The organism is Aliivibrio sp. SR45-2 (genome assembly GCF_963890165.1).
Lineage (GTDB): Bacteria > Pseudomonadota > Gammaproteobacteria > Enterobacterales > Vibrionaceae > Aliivibrio > Aliivibrio salmonicida.
Genome location: NZ_CAWPRC010000131.1, coordinates 1 through 233 on the forward strand (window position 1 = coordinate 1; position 233 = coordinate 233).

Sequence of the window (233 nt, forward strand, 5' to 3'; positions counted from 1 at the left end):
AACGTCACTTTTTGACTGCCATCAAATCGAGAGGTGTTACCACTAACAACCACATTCGTAATGTCGCTGCTGTTAATTACACCACCAGAAATCGCATCAACAGTGATTGACGGCGTTAAGTACACCGAGCCAGTGGTGATTGGTTCACCGAGGTTACCGTGAGTATCACTGAATCCTTGAATCGTATAAGTCCATTCCATATCCGTTTCAGATGAAGTTGGAATTTCCACCTC

At 44.2% G+C, this 233-nt stretch carries 1 pseudogene; it reads right to left on the reverse strand.

What is annotated here, in order from left to right:
* Nucleotides 1-233, reverse strand: a pseudogene (locus tag AACV33_RS06635) (hypothetical protein); the annotation flags it as partial.